The following is a 14,698-nucleotide window of genomic DNA, read 5'->3' as shown; positions in this document are numbered from 1 at the left end:
GGCCGAGGGGCTGGCTCACCAGCCCCCGTAGCCGTCGACGTTCTCGCGCGTCACGAGCTTCGACGGCAACAGCAGCACGCGCTGCGGAGGGGGCTGGCCCTTCAGGAGCTTCAACCCGATCTGGGCCGCCCGCTGGCCCATCAACGTGGGCGACTGCGTCGCGCTGCCTGCGATCAAGGTGGTGGGGTCCTGCAGCCGCTGCGCCACCTCCGGCGAACCGTCCATCGCCGTGATGACGATGTCGCGCCGGCCCGCGACCTGGGCCGCCAGTTCCGCGCCGATGCCGCACAGGTCGTTGATCGCGAACACGCCCGACAGCTTCGGATGGCGCGCGAGCAGCCGCGTCATCTGTTCGACGCCGCCGTCCTTGGTGGCGCCGCCATTGAGCGCCATCGACACGACGCGCACGCCGGGTGCGGCGTTCAATGCCTCGCGGCAGCCGTTGACGCGGCCCACCGCGGCCGTGTTCGGAGGGCCGTCGATGATCGCCACTTCGCCCTTGCCGCCGAGCGTGCGCACCAGGTGTTCGCAAGAGAGCCTGCCGGCCGCGCGGCTGTCGGTCACCACGGCCGCGTCCGCGCCTTGCATGAGCGCATCGACCGCCACCACCTTGATGCCGGCGGCGCGCGCCTCCGTGACGCGGGCGTGCAGGGTGGTCGAATCGACCGGCGTCACGATCACCAGCTGCACGCGCTGGCGGATCATTTCCTTGAGCTGCTCGTCCTGCCGCTGCGGATCGAACCCGCTCGACACGACCGTGATGTGCGCCGCGTTGCGACTGTCTGCGGCCAGCGTGCTTTCCACTGCGCGCGCGATGTAGGCAAAGAAGGGGTTGCGCAGGTCGCTCACGAGCACGCCGACGCGCGGGCCCTTGCCATGGTTGGCATGTGTCGCGAGCGCGCTGCCCACGGGGCCCACGGCGAGGAGGAGGGCCAGCAGCCAGGTGCGCCAGGGACGTTTCATGGGCATGGGTGCGAGGGCCTCGTTGCGAGAGGGGGCCGGTGAAGGGGTGGGGATGATGACATGTTCCGCACCGCCTCGCATCCGCGATCTGCGGGGCAAGCGTGGGGGAATGGACGGACCTGCCGACCCCGGTCGGTGCCGATGTTGCCGCGGGTCGGCAGCGTGGGCGGCGGCAGTGTCAGGCCTGGAGGAAGAAGAGGTTGCCCGGGTCGCTGACGATCAGGCCGATGTGCGGCGCATCGAGGGTGCGACGGCCCGTGCGCCTGCGATCGATGCCAGCACGCGCCCCGTGGCGAAACCCCTGGCGATGCGCGCCAGGCGGCGCCTCGGGGCGCGCGTCGAGATGGCGGGAATGCCGCCTCCTTTCTTGCCGGTTCTTCTTGTGATCACCTTGCTCCCTGTGGCTGCTGCCTTGCAGATGACGGTGTCGTCCGCGATCGGCGTCCGGTGAGGGATTCGTCGCGGCGACACGGCGATTGAACCGGTCGCTGGTTAACTGTCTGTAAACCTTCCAAAAGTGGCGAGCAACATTTGAAATACACACCGCCGCGTGGACGGTGCACTCCTTACTTCAGCCCGGCCCACCAGCGCACGTTGGTGCGAGCCTGGCCCACCGTGAGCACTTCGCCGATCACCGGCGTGGCCAGGTCGATCTTCTTCGCCTGCGCCAGGTCGGCGATGCGATCCAGCGGGTCGTGCCAGGTGTGGAAGGCCAGGTCGAAGGTGCTGTTGTGCACTGAATAGAGCACCTTGCCGCGCAGGTCCTCGAAGGCCTGCACGCTCTGCTCGGGTGTCATGTGAACGCCGGGCCAGTAGGCGTCGTAGGCGCCGTTTTCCATCAGCGCGAGGTCGAAGCCGCCGAAGCGTTCGCCGATCTGCTTGAAGCCCGGGAAGTAGCCCGAGTCGCCGCTGTAGAAGATGCGCTGGTCGCCGCTTTGCACCACCCACGAGGCCCACAGCGTGCGATCGCGGTCGGTCAGCGTGACCGCGCGGCCCGAGAAATGCTGCGCGGGCGTGGCCGTGAGCTTCACGCCCACATGCTCGCCGCCTTGCCACCAGTCGAGCTCGGTCACGCGCTCGGCGGGCACGCCCATCTCGACGAGCCGGGCGCGCACGCCCAGCGGCACGAAGTAGCGCTGCACGCGCGTGGCGAGGTACTCGATGGTGGCGACGTCCAAGTGGTCGTAGTGGTCGTGCGAGAGGATCACGGCCTCGATCGGCGGCAGCTGCTCCAGCTGGATCGGCGGCTTGTGAAAACGCTTCGGCCCGACCCAGGTGAAGGGCGAGACGCGTTCGCTGAACACGGGGTCGATGAGCCAGTACTTGCCCTTGAGTTTCAGCAGGTGCGACGAGTGGCCCAAGCGCACCACATGGTTGGCGTCGGCCGCGAGCGCGTCGAGCGCCTGGGGCGTCAGGGCGCGCACCGGAATGGGGTCGACCGGCACGGTGTCGACCTTGCTGCCGACGATGAAGCGCGACCAGATGCGCCAGGTGCTGGCGGCGGGCTGCAGCTCGGGGTTGGGCATGTTCTGGAACACGCCGCCCTTGAACTGCGGCGAGTTGTCGTAGCGCGTTTCCCCGCCGCCGGCGCTGCTGCAGCCGGCCACGAACGCGCAGCCCGCCGTGGCGAGCACCGCGCTGCGGCGCAGCAGCCGGGGTAAATAAGCGCCTTGCGAATCCGATTCGTCAGCCATGGGAAAGCCCTCTGCGTGTGTGTTGGTCTTGAGGCGCGAGACTAGCGGGAGTTGGCTTTTCAATGGTTTCAGCGACAGAAACATTCGGCGCGCGGGGGCAATCCGCGGGGCGGCGGCATACTGCGGCGATCCACGTCCACAGCCCTTCATCGCCATGAAAACTGCCATCCTCGTCATCGACATGCAGCGCGGCCTTTGCGACGATCCGCCCCGGCCGTACGAGGCCGAAGCGGTCATCGGGCGCATCAACGCGCTCACGGCACGGGCCCGCGCGGCTGGCGTGCCGGTGGCCTTCGTCCAGCACGAGAACGCCATCGACCTGGAATTCGATTCCGAGCGCTGGCAGCTGGCCGATGCCTTGCAGGTGACGCCGACGGACGCGCGCCTGCGCAAGACCACACCGGATTCGTTCCTGCGCACGCCGCTCGAAGCCTGGCTGTCGGGGCAGGGCGTTCGGAGCGTGGTGGTCTGCGGTTATTCGTCGGAGTTCTGCGTGGACACCACCGTGCGCCGCGCCGCCGCGCTGGGCTACGAGGTGGTGCTGGCGGCCGACGCCCACACCTCACACGACAAGCCGCATGCCAAGGGCGCCTTCATCCGCGCGCACCACAACGCGACGCTGTCGGCCATCACGAGCTTCGGCGTGCCGATCCGCGTGGTCGACAGCGCGGACATCGCTTTCGGCGATTGATCTGGCGCTAGGGCATGCGCCCGGTGGCCAGCGCGTGGGCCCAGTCCGCACGCCCATTGGCCGCGGCCAGTGCCGCCATGGCCGCGTGGTCGTAGGGCACGGTGACCAGCGTGCAGGTCCACTGCCCGTGGTCGTGCCGTTCGACCAGCGCGTAGCGCGCATCGGGTGAGCCGGTCTCCACGTGGTGTGGGTACGGATGCTCGTCGCCATAGGCCTGCAGGCCGACGCTGCCCGGGTTGACGATCAAGATGCCATTGGATGCGTGCATTACGCGCGGCAGGTGCGTGTGGCCGCAGGCGACCAGTTCCGTGCTGGCTTCCACTGTGCCGAGACGCGCATCGATCTCTGCCGCAGTGGCCATGCGCAGTTGCGTGGGCTCGACCGTTTCGAGGAAGTAGGTGAGGTCGCTGTCGGGCGTGCCGTGGCACAGCAGCACCTCGGGGCTGAAGCGCTGGCGCGGCGTGAGCGAGGCGATCCATGCGAACTCTGCGGCGCCGAGTCGGGCGTGTGCGAAGGCGTCGGACTCGCCGCGCTGGCCGGAGGTCGGCAACGTGAGCAGTTGCCGTTCGTGGTTGCCGGCGAGCTGGGCCCAGTCCTGCGTCATCAGGAACTGCGCAGTCTCCAGCGGCATCAGTGGGCCTGAGAGGCTGTCGCCGAGGTTGACGGTGGCATCCACGTTGCGGCGTGCGATGTCCTCGACGACGGCTTTCAGTGCGGGGAGGTTTCCGTGGATGTCGGAGACGAGGGCGATGCGCATGCGTGGCTTCTTTGTGAGGGCGGTGATCTTAGTTCGGGGTGCGTGCACAGGCCACCGGGTACTTCCCTCCGCGAATGTCCCCCGGCCTGCGGCCTCCTCCTTGATTTCGCTGCGGGAAGCACCCGGTGTCCTGCGCACGAGAGGCGTGGTCGTGGTACTGGCCGATCAACAGGTGCTCTGAACACGCTCACGTCGATGCGGTGCCTTGCGCAGCGAAATCAAGGAGGAGCCCGAAGGGCGGGGGACATTCGCGGAGCAAGGTACCGCGTCGGCGGGAGCGTCGCCCTGATCAGTCCGCCCCAGCCCGCCACACCCGCGCCAGCGCAGCCAGCTTGCCCCGAAAACTCAGCCGGTCGTTCGACAGCGCATCGATGAAGTCCGACAGCCGCTGCGACTTCACCATCGTGTAGATCGTGAGCCAGGTGGTGAACACGAACACCACGCCGAACCAGATCGCCTTGCGCCACAGCGGCGCGTCGGCTTCGGCCAGCAGGTTCATGCCGAGGAAGCCGGTGGTGACGGTGCCGATGAGGCCGAACAGCGTGACCACCGTGAGCCGCACCACGGTGCTGGCCTGGCGGCGCAGGCTGTCGGCATCGAGGTAGGTGTTCATGTCGGCGATGCGCGACTTGACCTCGTCGTACAGCGGGTCGAGCCCGAGGTGCGCGGCACACATGTGCGAGAGCGCGCGCACCTGCGCCTGCTCCGAAATCTCGTGAAACCAGTAGCGGTGCGTGAAGCGAAGAAAACGCTCGAAGCTCGCGCGGATGGCGCGCTTGAACTGCTTCACGCTCGGCGTGCTGCGGATGTCGAGTTTCTTGAGCGCCTCGACCAGCTGGTCCGAGAACATCAGCAGCGAGGCCTTCTGGAAGTGCGCGATGAGGAACAGCAGGAAGTGCTGGTGCCTGAACTGCGCGAGCACGCCGCGGTCGCGGCAGCAGAAGAACTCGGAGCGCGCGTCGCCCACCACGATGAGGGCGTGGCCGTTGCACAGGTAGCGCGTGTTGGGCGCCGCGCCCGTGTTCACCCAGAAGCGGTCGTAGCAGTACTTGTGCTCGAAGTCGGCCAGGTGGTGCTCGGCATAGGGCAGGTGGGCGTCGGCGCCGCCCGCGCCGGTGACGAGCGCGAGCCGCACGAAGTCGTCGCGCGTGAGACGGCGCGGATCGTCCAGCGACAGGTAGGCCATCACCGGCATGCGGTAGTACTCGATCTGGCGGTAACGCAGCACACCGGGGTCGTCCGAATGGTCGCTCACCAGCGGCTGCATCAGGTAGGCCCAGTGCGCGGCGATGCGCGGCGCGCGGTGCTGGGCCACGTGCGACAGGAAGGCGTCGCGCTGCTGCGCGTCGGAGGCGGCGAGCACGCGGCCGTCGGCGTCCAGCCACTCGACGCTGGCCATGCAGTGCAGGGCGGCGCCGTCGGGCTCCCAGCCCGAAGGGTAGGCGCGGCCGAAGCGGTAGAGGATGTCCTGCGCCTGCGCGAGGCTCAGGTGGTCGGTGCCGACCTCGAGGTTGAGCAGCACCACGTCGATGTCGAAGAAGAAGTACAGGTCGCAGTGAATCACGTCGAGCGTGATGGGCGCCTCGCCGGGGTGCGCCACCAGCCGCACGGACGCGATGTCGCGGCGGCGGAACACGCGCATCGGCGAATCGCCGTCGCTGCCCGTGCCGTCGCTGGTGCTGCCGCGCGATCGGCCTTCGCCGTACAGGAAGCGCTGCACGTAGGGCAGGAAGCTCACGAACTCGTTGTAGTGGCGCTCGTGGAAACGGCCGCTCTCGCCGGTGTATTCGTCGACCTCCTCGCGCCAGGGCGAGGCCTCGCCCAGGTCGCGCAGCACGTGCCAGGGGCCGTGGTGCGTGGGTGCTGCGCCGGGCGCCGGCACCAGGCGCAAGGGCCAGAGCAGCGCCTGCCGGAAATGCTGCACGACGGGGCCGGTGGCCGGGGTGCCTGCCGGGGAAGAAGTGGGGTCCGCGTGGGGGGTCGGCATCGCGCCAGTGTAGGCAGGCGGGTGAGTCAAAACGCCCACCTAGGGGAATCCCTAGCTAGGCCTGAAACCGGTTTCATTTAAGCTGCAAGCATTCCTTTCAGGGTCTGCGCACGGCCTGGCCGTGCACGCTCCGCCATGAACTACCAGTTCCAATTCGACGCCGTCTTTGCCGCCTGGCCGCTGCTGCTCAAGGGCACGTGGATCACGGTGCAGCTCTCGCTCACCGCCACCTTGCTGGGGCTGGTGGTGGCCATCTTCTGTGCCTGGGGCAAGACCTCGGGGCCGGGCTGGCTGCGCTTCCTCGTCAATGCCTACATCGAGGTGATCCGCAACACGCCGTTCCTCGTGCAGCTGTTTTTCTTCTTCTTCGCACTGCCGGCCATCGGCCTGCGCTGGTCGCCGCAAACGGCCGCGCTGGTGGCCATGGTGGTGAACCTGGGCGCCTACGCCACGGAGATCATCCGCGCGGGCATCGAGTCGATTCCCAAGGGCCAGATCGAGGCGGGCCGCGCGCTCAACCTCAAGCCCTGGGAGATCTTCCGCTTCGTGATCATCAAGCCCGCGCTGAAGGCCATCTACCCGGCGCTCACGAGCCAGTTCATTTTGCTGATGCTGAGCTCGGCCGTGGTCTCGGTCATCTCGGCCGACGACCTGACCTCGGTGGCCGCCAACCTGCAGTCGCAGACCTTCCGCAGCTTCGAGATCTACATCGTCGTGGCCGCCATCTACCTCGCGCTGGCACTGGCTTTCTCGGCCATGTTCAAGCTGATCTACAAGCGCACGCTCAACTACCCGGACCGCCGGTAACTGACTGACCACGACGGACGGAGCACACACCATGCGCACCTTCGGTTTTCCCGAATTCCTTTTCATCCTCGAAGCGGCCCAGTGGACGCTGGCGCTGTCGGCCATCGCCTTCGTGGGCGGCGCCATCCTGGGGTTGCTCATCGCGTTGATGCGCACGTCGGAATCGACGTGGGCGCGCGCCGTGTCGACCACCTTCATCCAGATCTTCCAGGGCACGCCGCTGCTGCTGCAGCTGTTCCTGGTGTTCTTCGGCGCGCCGGTGCTGGGGCTGGACATCAACCCGTGGGTCGCCGCGGGCGTGGCGCTGGTGCTGAACAGCGCGGCCTTCCTGGGCGAGATCTGGCGCGGCTGCATCCAGGCCATTCCGCGCGGCCAGTGGGAGGCGGCGCAGGCGTTGAACCTGCACTACGTGGCGCGCATGCGCGACGTGGTGCTGCCGCAGGCTTTCAAGATCGCGCTGGCGCCCACGGTGGGTTACCTGGTGCAGATCATCAAGGGCACCTCGCTCGCGGCCATCATCGGTTTCGTCGAGGTCACGCGCGCCGGGCAGATCGTCAACAACGCCACCTTCCAGCCGCTCATCGTGTTCTCGGTGGTGGCCGCCATCTACTTCGTGATCTGCTGGCCGCTGTCGCTGCTCGCGGCGCGCATGGAGCGCAAGCGCGCCCAGGCGCTCGCACGTTGACCCTTTTCGCTTTTCCTTTCTCGTCGCTTCCTTTCTTTATTCAGGAGACACATCCAATGACCGTTACCACCACCCGCCGCGCTGCCATCGCAGCCCTGGGCCTCGGCGCCGCGCTGACCGTGTTCGCTCCCTTCGCTTCGGCGCAAAGCATGGCCGACATCAAGAAGAAGGGCGAGATCACCATCGGCATGCTGGTCGACTTCCCGCCCTACGGCACCACCGACGCGAAGAACCAGCCCGACGGCTACGACGCCGATGTGGCCAAGCTGCTGGCGAAAGACTGGGGCGTCAAGGCCAACATCGTGCCGGTCACCGGCCCGAACCGCATTCCGTTCCTGCTGACCAACAAGGTCGACCTGCTGGTGGCTTCGCTGGCCGTGACGCCCGAGCGTGCCAAGCAGGTGCAGTTCTCGCAGCCCTATGCCGCTGCGACCATCGTGCTGTACGGCGCGACGAAGACCTCCATCAAGGCGGCAGGCGACCTGAAGGGCCTGCGCGTGGGCGTGGCCCGCGCATCGACGCAAGACGTGGCCGTGACCAAGGCCGCGCCCGAAGGCACGGAAATCCGCCGCTTCGACGACGACGCCTCGGCCATGCAGGCGCTGATCTCGGGCCAGGTCGATGCGATCGGCTGCTCGGTCACGGTGGCGGCGCAGATCGCGAAGCGCGTGCCGGCCAACACCTTCGAAAACAAGTTCACGCTGGTGCAGCAGTCGATGGGCATCGCGATGCGTCCGGGCCAGGAAGAGCTGACCAAGGCCGTGAACGAATTCGTGCAGAAGAACACCGCCAACGGTGAGCTGAACAAGCTCTATCAAAAGTGGCTGCAGGCCGACCTGCCGAAGATGCAATAAGCGAAAGCGCTTGAAGGGAATCCTGGCATGACGACGGAATCGATCATCCGCATGGAAGCGGTCAACAAGTGGTACGGTGAATTCCAGGTGTTGACCGGCATCGACCTGTCGGTGCGCCAGGGCGAGCGCATCGTGATCTGCGGGCCTTCGGGCTCGGGCAAGTCCACGCTCATCCGCTGCATCAACCGGCTCGAGACGGTGCAAAAAGGCCGCATCGTGGTCGACGGCATCGACCTCACGGCCGGCGGCAAGAACGTGGACGCGGTGCGTGCCGAAGTCGGCATGGTGTTCCAGCAGTTCAACCTGTTTCCGCACCTCACCATCCTGGAGAACTGCACGCTGGCGCCGATGCGCTCGCGCGGCATGACCAAGGCGCAGGCGGAAGAGGTGGCCATGAAGTACCTCATGCGCGTGCGCATTCCCGAGCAGGCCAAGAAGTACCCGAGCCAGCTCTCGGGCGGCCAGCAGCAGCGCGTGGCGATTGCGCGCGCGCTGTGCATGTCGCCCAAGATCATGCTGTTCGACGAGCCCACCTCGGCGCTCGACCCCGAGATGGTCAAGGAAGTGCTCGACACCATGATCGGCCTGGCCGAAGACGGCATGACCATGCTGTGCGTCACGCACGAGATGGGCTTTGCCCGCAGCGTGGCCGATCGCGTGATCTTCATGGCCGACGGCAAGATCGTCGAGCAGGCACCGCCGCAGGAGTTCTTCGGCAACCCCAAGGACGAGCGCACGCGCCAGTTCCTCGGGCAAATTCTCAGCTCGCACCAAGCCCACTGATGGCCTTCGAAGTCCTGATTTCTCTGTCGTCCTTCGGTGCGGCCGAGGTGGGGCGGCACGGCCAGCTCTGGTGCTCGCAACTCTCGCGCGCGGCGGGGGCCGATTCGGTGGAAGTGCGCGGCGAGATGCTGCGCGACGCCGAGGCCGAACTGCCTGCGCTCAACGGCCTGGCGTCCGTCTACTCCAGCCCCGAGGGCCTGTGGGCCGAAGGCGGCTGGCTCGACGGCACCGCGCTGCAACGCGGCATTGCCGCCGCCACGCGCGTGGGCGCCAGGCGGCTCAAGATGGCCATCGGCGATTTCCAGCCTTCGTCGCACGGCTCGCTCTGGGGCCTGAAGGTCGCGCTGGCCGAAACCCGCGTCGAGCTGCTCATCGAGAACGACCAGACCGTGCGCGCCGGCACGCTGGCCGCGCTGCAGACCTTCTTCGACGTGGCCGACCGCGCCGGCGTGCCGCTGGGCATGACCTTCGACATGGGCAACTGGCACTGGCTGGGCGAGTGCCCGCTGCAGGCTGCGCAGGCGCTCGGCCACCGCGTGCGCTACGTGCATTGCAAGGGCGCGCAGCGCCTGCCGCACAAGTGGGTGGCGGTGCCGCTGGGCGACTCGGTCGCGCCGTGGCGCGCGGTGCTGCGCGCACTGCCGGCCGATGTGCCCCACGCCATCGAATACCCTCTGGTGGGCGACGACCTGCTGGCCGTCACCCGCACGCAGATCGACTTCATCCGCGCCGCACGGGCGTAGGAACACACACATGACGCAACCCACCGCCTTCGACGTCGCGCTGTTCGGCGAAGCCATGCTGCTGCTCGTGGCCGACCGGCCCGGCCCGCTGGAAGACGCCCAGTCGTTCCACAAGCGCACCGCCGGCGCCGAGACCAACGTGGCCATCGGCCTGTCGCGCCTGGGCCTGAAGGTCGGCTGGGCCAGCCGCCTGGGCACCGACTCCATGGGCCGCGCGCTGCTGGCCGCGATGCGCGCCGAAGGCATCGACTGCTCGCACGTGATCACCGACGCGACGCAACGCACCGGCTTCCAGTTCAAGGGCCGCGTCACCGACGGCAGCGACCCGCCGATCGAATACCACCGCAAGGGCTCGGCCGCCAGCCACATGGGCCCGGCCGACGTCGACGAAGCCTGGCTGCGCTCGGCGCGCCACCTGCACGCCACCGGCGTGTTCGCCGCCATCTCCGAGACCAGCCTGCAGGCGGCGCTCAAGTCGATGGACGTGATGCGCGCGGCCGGTCGCACCATCTCGTTCGACACCAACCTGCGGCCCACGCTGTGGTCGTCCACCGAGACCATGCGCCACTGGGTGAACGAACTCGCCTCGCGCGCCGACTGGGTGCTGCCCGGCATCGAAGAAGGCCTGCTGCTCACGGGCCACGACAAGCCCGAAGACGTCGCCAGGTTCTACCGCGAGCGCGGTGCGAAGCTGGTCGTCGTCAAGCTCGGCGCGGCCGGCGCCTACTACGACAGCGACGTGGCCGGCACCGGCCATGTCGACGGCTTCCCGGTGAAGGAAGTGATCGACACCGTGGGCGCGGGCGACGGCTTCGCGGCCGGCGTGGTGAGCGCACTGCTCGAAGGCCGCAGCGTACCCGACGCGGTGCGCCGCGGCGCCTGGATCGGCGCGCGCGCCGTGCAGGTGCTCGGCGACACCGAAGGCCTGCCGACGCGGGCGCAACTCGAAGAAGCGGGACTCTGATGACCAAGAAGAATGTGCTGGTGTTCCGGGCGCTGCCCGAAGACCAGCTGGCGCGGCTGCAGGCGGTGCACCACGTCACCGTGGCCGATCCGCGCAAGGCGCCCGAGGCCTTTGCCGCCGCGCTTGCCACTGCGCACGGGCTGATCGGTTCGAGCTACAACGTCGACGCTGCGCTGCTGGATGCGGCGCCGCAGCTCGAAGTGATTTCGAGCGTGTCGGTCGGCGTCGACAACTACCCGCTGGCCGAACTGCACAAGCGCTGCATCGTGCTGTGCCATACGCCCGACGTGCTCACCGAGACGGTGGCCGACACGGTGTTCGCGATCCTCATGGCCACGCAGCGCCGCGTGGTCGAGCTGTCGACGATGGTGCGCGAAGGCCGCTGGACGAAGAACATCGGCGAGGAATTCTTCGGCACCGACGTGCACGGCAAGACGCTGGGCATCCTCGGTTTCGGCCGCATCGGCCAGGCCGTGGCGCGCCGCGCCGCGCTGGGCTTCGGCATGCCCGTGCTGTACCACGCGCGCCGCCCGGTCGACCTGGCCGCGCAGGCGCCCGAGCTGCAAGGCCGCGCCACGCACACGCCGCTCGATGATTTGCTCGCGCGCGCCGACATCGTGCTCGCGATGCTGCCGCTGACCGACGCCACGCGCGGCATGATCGACGCCGCCTTCTTCGCGCGCATGAAGCCGGGCGCGTCGTTCATCAACGGCGGCCGTGGCGCTACCGTGAACGAAGCCGCGCTGCTCGACGCGCTGGACCACGGCACCTTGCGCGCCGCCGGCCTCGACGTGTTCGCGAAGGAGCCGCTGCCGGCCGATTCGCCGCTGCGCACGCACCCGCGCGTCACGCCGCTGCCGCACATCGGCTCGGCCACGCACGAGACGCGCCACGCGATGGCCGAGCTGGCCACGACCAACCTGCTGCAGGCGCTGGCCGGGCAGAAGCCCACGGCACCCTACGACACCGCCGCCGCCTGACATGAAGCCCACAGGCCGCGCCACCATCGCCGACGTCGCCGAAGCCGCGGGCGTCTCCAAGGCCACCGTCTCGCGCTTCCTGAACCACCGCGAGCGCCTGCTGAGCCCCGACATCGCTGCGCGCGTCGAGGCCGCCATCGCCAAGCTGGCGTACTCGCCCAGCCCGATGGCCCAGGCGCTGAGCCACGGCCGCTCGCGGCTCATCGGCCTGATCGTGGCCGACATCACCAACCCGTACTCGGTGGCCGTGCTGCGCGGCGCCGAGAAGGCCTGCCAGGACGCCGGCTACCTCGTGATGCTGTTCAACCTCGGCAACGAAAGCGAACGCGAGCGCGAGGCCATCAATGCGCTCGCGGGCTACCAGGTCGACGGCTTCATCCTCAACACGCTGGGACGCGGCAGCAACGTGGTCGATGCGGTCACGCTGCACGGCAAGCCGGCCGTGCTGGTCGACCGCCGGCACACGGGCATGCACACCGACTTTGTCTCGCTCGACAACCACGCCGCGATGCGCGACACCTGCGGCCACCTGGTCGAAGGCGGCTACCGCGAGCTGCTGTACGTCACCGAGCCGCAGAAGGGCGTGAGCTCGCGGCGCGAGCGCACGGCCGCCTTCGGCGCCTGCGTGGCCGCGCACGAGCCGCGCGTGGCGGGCGAGGTCTTCGAATCGGTCGAAGGCGAGAACGACGCGCTCGACGACGCCTTGCGCGCGCTGCGCCAGCGCGCCAAGCGCGGCCGCCGCGCCGCGGTGGTCGCGGGCAATGCCGTGGTCACGCTGCGCGTGGCGCAGGCCATGGCGCGGCTCGACTGGCGCTTCGGCGCCGACCTGGGTTTCGTGGGCTTCGACGATCCCGAATGGGCCTCGCTCATCGGGCCGGGCCTGAGCACCGTGGCGCAGCCGACCGACGAGATCGGCCGCGCCGCCGCCACCTGCCTCATCGAGCGCCTGCGTGGGCTCGACGCGGCGCCGCGTCAGCTGCTGCTGCCGGGCGAACTCATGGTGCGAGGCTCATCGACGGCACTGCCGTAGCGGATTCCGCGAAAGAGGCCGGCCCGCGCATCCAGCCGGCCGCGCGCTCCGCGAGCATGATCGTCGGCGCGTTGGTGTTGCCGCCGATCAGCGTCGGCATCACCGAGGCATCGACCACGCGCAGGCCCGCGATGCCGTGCACGCGCAATTGCGGGTCGACCACCGCCATCGCATCCACGCCCATCTTGCAGGTGCCCACGGGGTGGTAGATGGTGTCGGCGCGCGCGCGGATGTGCGCTTCGAGCTGCGCGTCGGTGTGGGCGTCGGCGGTGTAGACCTCGCGGTGGTGGTATTTTTCGAGCGCGGGCGCGCGCATGATCTCGCGCGTCTTCTTCACGCCCTGCAGCAGCAATGCCATGTCTTCCGGGTCGGCCAGGAAGCGCGGGTCGATGCGCGGCGCCGAGTCGGGGCTGGCGTCGTTCAGTCGCACGTCGCCCCGGCCCTTGGGGCGCAGCACGCACACATGGCACGAGAAGCCGAAGCCCGCGTGCAGCTTGCGCGCATGGTCGTCGGTGATCGCGATCACGAAGTGCAGCTGCAGGTCGGGCCGGCGCAGCTCGGGCGACGACTTGATGAAGGCGCCGCCTTCTGCAAAGGGCGTGGCGACCAGGCCCGTGCCGTCGCGGCGCCACTGGTTGATGGCCTTCAGCAGGTGCAGCCCGCCGACCGGGCCGATGCCGAACATGTCGGTCTGCTTGGACTTGTAGGCGACGATGAAGTCGCAGTGGTCCTGCAGGTTCTGCCCCACGCCGCGCAGCGCGTGCCGCACGGCGATGCCGTGGTGCGCGAGTTCGTCGGGGTCGCCGATGCCCGAGAGCATCAGCAGCTGCGGCGAGTTGAAGGCGCCGCCGCACAGCGCCACCTCGCGGCGCGCGCGAATGGTTTCGACGTTGCCGCCGCGCCGCACCTCGACGCCCACCGCGCGCCGGTCTTCGAGCACCACGCGCAGGACCTGCGTGCCGGTCATCACCGAGAGGTTGGGGCGCTGGTCCATCACCGGGTGCAGGTAGGCCGCGGCGGCCGAGCAGCGCTCGCCGTTCTTTGCGCCGCCGTGGAACTGCGTGACCTGGTAGAGCCCCGCGCCTTCCTGCTCGGGGCCGTTGAAGTCGTCGTTGCGCGCAATGCCGCACTCGGCGGCGGCGCGCACGAAGGCCTCGCTGATGGCGCGCGGGCTTTGCTGCTCCGACACCTGCAGCGGCCCGTCGGCGCCGTGCAGCGCGCTGGCGCCGCGCTGGTTGCCTTCGGCGCGCAGGAAGTGCGGCAGCACCTCGTCGAAATTCCAGCCGGCGCAGCCTGAACGTGCCCAGTCGTCGTAGTCCTCGCGGTGGCCGCGCACGTAGAGCATGGCGTTGATCGCGCTGGAGCCGCCCAGGCAGCGCCCGCGCGGCTGGTAGCCGCGCCGCCCGTTCAGGCCGGGCTGCGGCACGGTCTGGTAGGCGTAGTTGTTGATGCGCGGGCGGCCCGGCAGCATCGCCACCACGGCGGCCGGCGCCCGCACGAGGATGCCGCGTCCGTCGCCACCGGCCTCGATGAGGCAGACCGTCACCGACGGGTCCTCGCTCAGGCGCGAGGCCAAGGTGGCGCCGCCCGAGCCGCCGCCCACGATCACGTAGTCGAATTCCGCCATGGCATCTGGTCCTTCTTGTCGTTGGATGTTGGGGGGCGCCGAAGCGCCGATGCGCGCACCGGCATTGTGGCCAGCGACCCCGGGGTCGGACCCCACGGGTTTCCCCTGCCGTGGGCCCTCCGGGGGCTTTACC

Annotated in this window: 14 protein-coding genes; 9 read left to right on the top strand and 5 right to left on the bottom strand. The window is 68.8% G+C overall.

The features are described from left to right. Window positions 1–15 precede the first annotated feature (15 nt). Window positions 16–969: an ABC transporter substrate-binding protein gene (locus tag AC57B8_RS29350; protein ID WP_496481540.1), complete on the bottom strand. Its 954-nt coding sequence runs from the start codon at window positions 967–969 to the stop codon at window positions 16–18. A 560-nt stretch (window positions 970–1,529) separates the two neighbouring features. Further along, window positions 1,530–2,657, bottom strand: coding sequence for an MBL fold metallo-hydrolase (locus AC57B8_RS29345; protein ID WP_496481539.1), 1,128 nt, complete (start codon window positions 2,655–2,657; stop codon window positions 1,530–1,532). Window positions 2,658–2,811: 154 nt separating this feature from the next. Here AC57B8_RS29345 and AC57B8_RS29340 point away from each other — a divergent pair, with 154 nt between their 5' ends. Beyond that, complete coding sequence (locus AC57B8_RS29340; protein WP_496481538.1) at window positions 2,812–3,348, top strand: cysteine hydrolase family protein; 537 nt, start codon at window positions 2,812–2,814, stop codon at window positions 3,346–3,348. A 7-nt stretch (window positions 3,349–3,355) separates the two neighbouring features. Here the strand turns inward: AC57B8_RS29340 and AC57B8_RS29335 are convergent, their stop codons facing one another. Together AC57B8_RS29335 and AC57B8_RS29330 are read right to left on the bottom strand one after the other, a co-directional pair. Further along, a complete protein-coding gene (locus AC57B8_RS29335) occupies window positions 3,356–4,105 on the bottom strand; it encodes a metallophosphoesterase family protein (protein WP_496481537.1) in 750 nt (249 codons plus the stop codon). A 289-nt stretch (window positions 4,106–4,394) separates the two neighbouring features. Then, window positions 4,395–6,092, bottom strand: coding sequence for a hypothetical protein (locus AC57B8_RS29330; protein ID WP_496481536.1), 1,698 nt, complete (start codon window positions 6,090–6,092; stop codon window positions 4,395–4,397). Window positions 6,093–6,227: 135 nt separating this feature from the next. Between AC57B8_RS29330 and AC57B8_RS29325 the strand changes: the two genes are divergently transcribed. The 8 genes from AC57B8_RS29325 to AC57B8_RS29290 are packed head-to-tail and all read left to right on the top strand — an operon-like array spanning window position 6,228 to window position 12,938. Next, window positions 6,228–6,899, top strand: coding sequence for an amino acid ABC transporter permease (locus tag AC57B8_RS29325; RefSeq protein ID WP_139705579.1), 672 nt, complete (start codon window positions 6,228–6,230; stop codon window positions 6,897–6,899). A gap of 31 nt (window positions 6,900–6,930) precedes the next feature. After that, window positions 6,931–7,584: an amino acid ABC transporter permease gene (locus AC57B8_RS29320; RefSeq protein WP_062474720.1), complete on the top strand. Its 654-nt coding sequence runs from the start codon at window positions 6,931–6,933 to the stop codon at window positions 7,582–7,584. A gap of 56 nt (window positions 7,585–7,640) precedes the next feature. Beyond that, window positions 7,641–8,438, top strand: a complete 798-nt coding sequence (locus AC57B8_RS29315; RefSeq protein WP_095744763.1) for a transporter substrate-binding domain-containing protein — start codon at window positions 7,641–7,643, stop codon at window positions 8,436–8,438. Between the two features lie 27 nt (window positions 8,439–8,465). Further along, entirely contained in the window at window positions 8,466–9,221 is a 756-nt protein-coding gene (locus AC57B8_RS29310) for an amino acid ABC transporter ATP-binding protein (RefSeq protein WP_496481535.1), read from the top strand. Continuing rightward, window positions 9,221–9,964 carry a sugar phosphate isomerase/epimerase family protein gene (locus AC57B8_RS29305; RefSeq protein ID WP_496481534.1) on the top strand — a complete coding sequence of 248 codons (744 nt, stop codon included), beginning with the start codon at window positions 9,221–9,223 and terminating at the stop codon, window positions 9,962–9,964. The genes AC57B8_RS29310 and AC57B8_RS29305 overlap by 1 nt, the downstream gene beginning before the upstream one ends. Window positions 9,965–9,974: 10 nt before the next feature. Next, window positions 9,975–10,928 (top strand): sugar kinase, encoded by a 954-nt coding sequence (locus AC57B8_RS29300; protein WP_369647598.1) that lies wholly within the window; start codon window positions 9,975–9,977, stop codon window positions 10,926–10,928. Beyond that, a complete protein-coding gene (locus AC57B8_RS29295; RefSeq protein ID WP_496481533.1) occupies window positions 10,928–11,908 on the top strand; it encodes a 2-hydroxyacid dehydrogenase in 981 nt (326 codons plus the stop codon). Before AC57B8_RS29300 ends, AC57B8_RS29295 begins: the two co-directional genes overlap by 1 nt. Window position 11,909: 1 nt before the next feature. Then, entirely contained in the window at window positions 11,910–12,938 is a 1,029-nt protein-coding gene (locus tag AC57B8_RS29290; protein ID WP_159272412.1) for a LacI family DNA-binding transcriptional regulator, read from the top strand. Here AC57B8_RS29290 and AC57B8_RS29285 read toward each other — a convergent pair. Further along, on the bottom strand, window positions 12,904–14,565 hold the full coding sequence (locus AC57B8_RS29285; RefSeq protein ID WP_496481532.1) for a GMC family oxidoreductase: 1,662 nt from the start codon (window positions 14,563–14,565) through the stop codon (window positions 12,904–12,906). The genes AC57B8_RS29290 and AC57B8_RS29285 overlap by 35 nt on opposite strands. Window positions 14,566–14,698: the final 133 nt, after the last annotated feature.

It is taken from the genome of Variovorax sp. BGA-UO-ETr-C22 (assembly GCF_059567965.1).
Note: the sequence above shows the minus strand (reverse complement) of the source record. Positions and strands in the feature narration are given on the sequence as shown.

Excerpts from the sequence above, each read along its gene's own strand:
- AC57B8_RS29290 (WP_159272412.1), top strand. The coding sequence starts at position 11,910 with ATGAAGCCCACAGGCCGCGCCACCATCGCCGACGTCGCCGAAGCCGCG.
- AC57B8_RS29325 (WP_139705579.1), top strand. The coding sequence starts at position 6,228 with ATGAACTACCAGTTCCAATTCGACGCCGTCTTTGCCGCCTGGCCGCTG.
- AC57B8_RS29330 (WP_496481536.1), bottom strand. The coding sequence starts at position 6,092 with ATGCCGACCCCCCACGCGGACCCCACTTCTTCCCCGGCAGGCACCCCG.
- AC57B8_RS29315 (WP_095744763.1), top strand. The coding sequence starts at position 7,641 with ATGACCGTTACCACCACCCGCCGCGCTGCCATCGCAGCCCTGGGCCTC.
- AC57B8_RS29345 (WP_496481539.1), bottom strand. The coding sequence starts at position 2,657 with ATGGCTGACGAATCGGATTCGCAAGGCGCTTATTTACCCCGGCTGCTG.
- AC57B8_RS29340 (WP_496481538.1), top strand. The coding sequence starts at position 2,812 with ATGAAAACTGCCATCCTCGTCATCGACATGCAGCGCGGCCTTTGCGAC.
- AC57B8_RS29305 (WP_496481534.1), top strand. The coding sequence starts at position 9,221 with ATGGCCTTCGAAGTCCTGATTTCTCTGTCGTCCTTCGGTGCGGCCGAG.
- AC57B8_RS29320 (WP_062474720.1), top strand. The coding sequence starts at position 6,931 with ATGCGCACCTTCGGTTTTCCCGAATTCCTTTTCATCCTCGAAGCGGCC.
- AC57B8_RS29350 (WP_496481540.1), bottom strand. The coding sequence starts at position 969 with ATGCCCATGAAACGTCCCTGGCGCACCTGGCTGCTGGCCCTCCTCCTC.
- AC57B8_RS29310 (WP_496481535.1), top strand. The coding sequence starts at position 8,466 with ATGACGACGGAATCGATCATCCGCATGGAAGCGGTCAACAAGTGGTAC.
- AC57B8_RS29295 (WP_496481533.1), top strand. The coding sequence starts at position 10,928 with ATGACCAAGAAGAATGTGCTGGTGTTCCGGGCGCTGCCCGAAGACCAG.
- AC57B8_RS29300 (WP_369647598.1), top strand. The coding sequence starts at position 9,975 with ATGACGCAACCCACCGCCTTCGACGTCGCGCTGTTCGGCGAAGCCATG.
- AC57B8_RS29335 (WP_496481537.1), bottom strand. The coding sequence starts at position 4,105 with ATGCGCATCGCCCTCGTCTCCGACATCCACGGAAACCTCCCCGCACTG.
- AC57B8_RS29285 (WP_496481532.1), bottom strand. The coding sequence starts at position 14,565 with ATGGCGGAATTCGACTACGTGATCGTGGGCGGCGGCTCGGGCGGCGCC.